This window comes from Aliivibrio sp. S10_S31, assembly GCF_014694495.1.
GTDB classification, from domain to species: Bacteria; Pseudomonadota; Gammaproteobacteria; order Enterobacterales; family Vibrionaceae; genus Aliivibrio; species Aliivibrio fischeri.
The window spans coordinates 1-4,485 of the sequence record NZ_JAAUWR010000042.1 but is presented as its reverse complement, the minus strand read 5'-3'; the positions used below and the strand labels follow the sequence as shown (position 1 = coordinate 4,485).

The following is a 4,485-nucleotide window of genomic DNA, read 5'->3' as shown; positions in this document are numbered from 1 at the left end:
ACCTGATGAAACGAACACCAAAAGGCAGCAAAGAAAAAGGAAAACCGCCCAGCTTTCACATCTAAAATCGAACGGTTCTATCGCCGAACTGAGCCAAAAAACTGCAATCTTTAGTTCGTGTAACGCCTGCATAACACGTTTGCTACCATGTAGATTAAGCTCAAATTTACCACTTAATACGGTAAACTCAAAGAAACCTAGAATGCCGAATGTAGAAAATCGTGTTGATGCATTTGTTAAATGTAGATTATCATTTTGAAAACCACCCAATTAGAGCTGCTATTGAACCACCTAAAATACTTAATAGTGGTGTTGATAACCAGCGGTATTCTCTATTCTGCTCAATAGCTCTGGAGTGAAGTTCTATTGCTGTTTGAATTAAAACTGCAATTTCATCACCGGTAAGAGGAGTTCTAGATATATCTTTTTTTTGTTCTTCACTTAATGCTGAATACTCTGAAAAGCTTAAATTTCTTTCTTCTTTTACATTATATCTTTTACGATAACTTCTCCGCCATACTAATGCCGCCTTTACTTCCCCATCACCAAAACGGAAAAATTCAGGGTGCTCCTTAAATATAACTCTCCATTCATCAGCATTATTTTCATTTCCAGTGATTCTTTTTGCCCAATCAGCACAGTCTAATTTATAAAAACCACACTTACCCATAACTTGAATTGCTGAAATAACATTACCTAACCTTTGATGGTCTTTTAAATAAGGTGATTTTGCCATTAATACATTTGTCTCCATTTACATTTAACGCCTGCATAACACGTTTACTACTATGCAATTATACTTAAAATTGATGCCTTAAAACGAGAAACACCCGACAACCTGAGATGCCGAGTGTAGTAAATCGTGTTGATGCATTTGTTATGTGCGTAGCAAACTTTAAATACCATATTTATTTACTTAGGTTGTGATAACCCTCTTTTCTTATATTCTTTTTCGTAAATCACTTCATTTATTATCCACCCAAAGTAATTCAGGATTAGTCCAAAAACGAACAAAAAAGGAATTTGAACGTATAAGTCTAATCGGTATTCTTCCCATGAACGAACTTTGTCGAAAACAATAAACCCAACCAAATACCCCAAAAAAACCGCGCCACCAATGAGCAAAGTTTGTTTGAGCACATAATTTAGCTGTCCTTTTTTACGTGTAAGAGCCCAGCGTTCAAAGCGTTTATTTTTCCATTGTTTGATCATAACTCACACTCTTTGCTTAATTAATACAAAGACTAAGGTATACCTTTCACGATAAATAAAATGTGCACTAGTTCAATAGAAAAGAAAGACCACCTATAAGCAACAAAAAAAGCACATAACGCTGGCATAACACGTTTATTACCATGCAGACCAACCTGAATTAACCGCCTTAATCACGAAACTAAAGGCAAACCCAGAACGCCGAATGTAATAAATCGTGTTGATGCGATTGTTATGGGCAACCTAACAGCATTTGACCATTTTGATATGAGGAACACCGGTCCCTTTAGCAATATAAGAACTACCAACTGTTTCAAAGCCAATTTTCTCATACATTGATACTGCATGTAACCTAGCATTTAAAAACACTTCTTTTGCCCCTTTTTCCAAGGCAGAATTTACTAACTCCGATAAAATTCTAGAGCCCAAACCTTTACCTTGTATTTTTGGTTTCACAACCATCTGCGATATTTTAAAAATACCTTTTGCAGTTTCACTTAGCCTTCCATACGCATATAAGTCGCCTTGCTCAATAATGGCTACGTGAGTACTATTCCAAGGCATCAAAAAGGATTTCTCTTGGTAATCCCGGTTCTCGGAAGAATAAATCGTATCGTAAATTTAAAACTTGTTGATACATTTCATCCGTACTGTTTAAGTAGATTAATTCCATTTATTCTCTTTGCTCATAACGCCTGCATAACACGTTTACTACTATGCAATTATACTTAATATTGACGCCTTAAAATGAGAAACACCCGACAACCTGAGATGCCGAGTGTAGTAAATCGTGCTGATGCATTTGTTAAATGCTTAAATCATTAATATAAAACGATTTTTACATTCAATGTATTAGAATTGAAGTATAATAACTTGTCTAATTATTATTAACTAAGGTACAACTCCGTGTTCAAAGAAAGCTTTCTACAACGACTTCAAAGTTCTTCAATCCCATTACTAATAATTAAATCAGTTTTCATAATTTGGTGCATTATAGCTTTAGGTGTATTTGAACAAGAAAAAGCCGAAATGGCTCGTAAATTTAATGACCATTTTATAGTTTACTCTATCTTTTGGATGATATTGAGTGGATTAGCTTATTTATTAACTCTTTTTTTTCGAGCAAAGAACCTTAATGATATATCCAATACCATTGGAATAGTTGCTACATATCTATTATTACCTATCACTTTCATCTTATTTTTATTAGTAATGATCTTACTTATTATTGAAGGTACTTTCGATATTGGACTGCTCACGATCGTAAGTGCCTTTCCTATGATTTATGTAGGTATTCTTTTTTGGAAATCATTACAAAATAAATTTACGCTGTTAGAAATGTGATTTAATTCTGTGGGGCACACCAGCATTTAACGCCGCAATAACACGTTTACTACGACATAGACTTAGCTGAATTTTACCGCCTTAATCACTAAAACTAAAGACAAACCTACAACGCCGAATGTAGTAAATCGTGTTGATTGCTTTGTTACACGATCTTTGTCAACGCTTCCATTAACTTGGTAAAGAATTGATTTACCAAGATTTACTGTAAACTGAGTTTAATTAGACTGGTTCAATTAAGCGAGCAAAATATCCAATCACCGCCAATAACTGTGAAATGAAACAATCCCTTTTTCTTACACCATTTGTACGAGTTGGTTTCAGCCAGTTTGGAACGGATAAACTAAATATCCTTGCCACAATTGGGATTAAAAATGCTAAGAGGAAAACACTAATTCAGGATAAAATGAGGCATAACCAAAGAACAATTGAAGCGTAGATTAGCCGCTGAAACGCCTGAACTTAGGGCAATAATAGTTCAATGCCGAACCTGATGAAACGAACACAAAAAGGCAACAAAGAAGAAGGAAATTCACCCTACTTTCACGCCTAAAAAACTAATGGCTCAATCACTGAACTGAGCCAAAAAACTGCGATCTTAGAGTTCGTGTAACGCCGCAATAACACGTGCGAACGCCTTACTTCCCAAACCAATTATACTTCAAACCACAAACGCCGAGTGTAATTAGCATCGTGTTGATTGCTTTGTTACACGATCTTTGTCAACGCTTCGATTTAATTGGTAACGAATTGATTTACCGAGATTTACTGTAAACTGAGTTTAATTAGGCTGGCTCAATTAAGCGAGCAAAATATCATTTCAACGACAATAACTGTGAAACGAAGCAATCCTTTTTCTAGCACCATTTGTACGATTTGGCTTCAACAATTTTTTAGCTTATAAACCAAATATCCCAACAACAATTGGGATTGAAAATTCTGCGAGCAAAACACTAATGCAAACTGAAATGAGGCAAAACCATGAACAATTGAAGCGTGAATTAGCCGCTGAAATCCATGAACTTTTGGCAATAATGTTTAATTGCCGAACCTGATGAAATGAAAACTAAAAGGCAACAAAAAAAAAGGAAATCCACCCTACTTTCACATCTAAAAATCGAATGGTTCTATCGCCGAACTGAGCCAAAAAACTGCAATCTTTCGTTCGTGTAACGCTGGCATAACACGTTTATTACCATGCAGACCAACCTGAATTTTACGCCTTAATCACGAAACCCAAGGCAAACCCAGAACGCCGAATGTAATAAATCGTGTTGATGCGATTGTTGTGCGTGCTTACTTTCGACTTGGTAAAGAACTGCCCTGCCAAGATTTTCTAAGCCTAGATTCTAATTTACCGATGCCAATTAAGCGAACAAAATGTTCTTAAATTGCGAGATAAAGTGAATGGAAAACCAATACATTTTTTACGCCATTTGAACGATTTGGTTTCAGCAGATTTGGAACTGATAAACCAGATATTCTAACAACAATTGGGGTTGAAAATGCTACGAGGAAAACACTGATACAGGCTAAAATGAGGCATAACCAAAGAACAATTGAAGCGTAAAATAGCCGCTGAAACGCCTGAACTTAGGGAAATAAGGGCTAATTTGCCGAACCTGACGATACGAAAGCAAAAAGGCAACAAAGAAGAAAGGAACGCTTACTAAGCCGAAACTACAAAAGCCTCGGTTCTATTAACGAACCGTGCAAAAAATTTCGGACTCAGTACGCACAACGCCGCAATAACACGTGCGAACGACTGACTTTCCAAACCAATTACACTCTAAACCGCGAATGCCGAGTGTAATTAGCATCGTGTTGATTGCTTTGTTACACGATCTTTGTCAACGCTTCGCTTTAATTGGTAAAGAACTGATTTACCAATAATATTTAGAAACCAATTCTAAATTACAAAAGCTAAAT

5 protein-coding genes are annotated in these 4,485 nt (G+C 35.9%); 1 reads left to right on the top strand and 4 read right to left on the bottom strand.

All coding sequences use genetic code 11. The annotated features are described in order from the left end of the window. The 4 genes from HC728_RS20190 to HC728_RS19245 all read right to left on the bottom strand — a co-directional run. On the bottom strand, positions 1–270 hold a 270-nt coding region (locus tag HC728_RS20190; protein WP_238933832.1), incomplete at its 3' end, for a hypothetical protein. Next, the gene (locus HC728_RS19255; RefSeq protein WP_190395941.1) at positions 251–754 is read right to left on the bottom strand and encodes an N-carbamoyl-L-amino acid amidohydrolase; all 504 of its coding nucleotides are present in this window, start codon (positions 752–754) and stop codon (positions 251–253) included. The genes HC728_RS20190 and HC728_RS19255, both read right to left, overlap by 20 nt. Before the next feature lie 158 nt (positions 755–912). Then, on the bottom strand, positions 913–1,212 hold the full coding sequence (locus HC728_RS19250; RefSeq protein WP_190395940.1) for a hypothetical protein: 300 nt from the start codon (positions 1,210–1,212) through the stop codon (positions 913–915). Between the two features lie 243 nt (positions 1,213–1,455). Next, the gene (locus HC728_RS19245; RefSeq protein WP_238933833.1) at positions 1,456–1,776 is read right to left on the bottom strand and encodes a GNAT family N-acetyltransferase; all 321 of its coding nucleotides are present in this window, start codon (positions 1,774–1,776) and stop codon (positions 1,456–1,458) included. A 465-nt stretch (positions 1,777–2,241) separates the two neighbouring features. Here HC728_RS19245 and HC728_RS19240 point away from each other — a divergent pair, with 465 nt between their 5' ends. After that, complete coding sequence (locus tag HC728_RS19240) at positions 2,242–2,556, top strand: hypothetical protein (RefSeq protein ID WP_190395939.1); 315 nt, start codon at positions 2,242–2,244, stop codon at positions 2,554–2,556. Positions 2,557–4,485 lie beyond the last annotated feature (1,929 nt).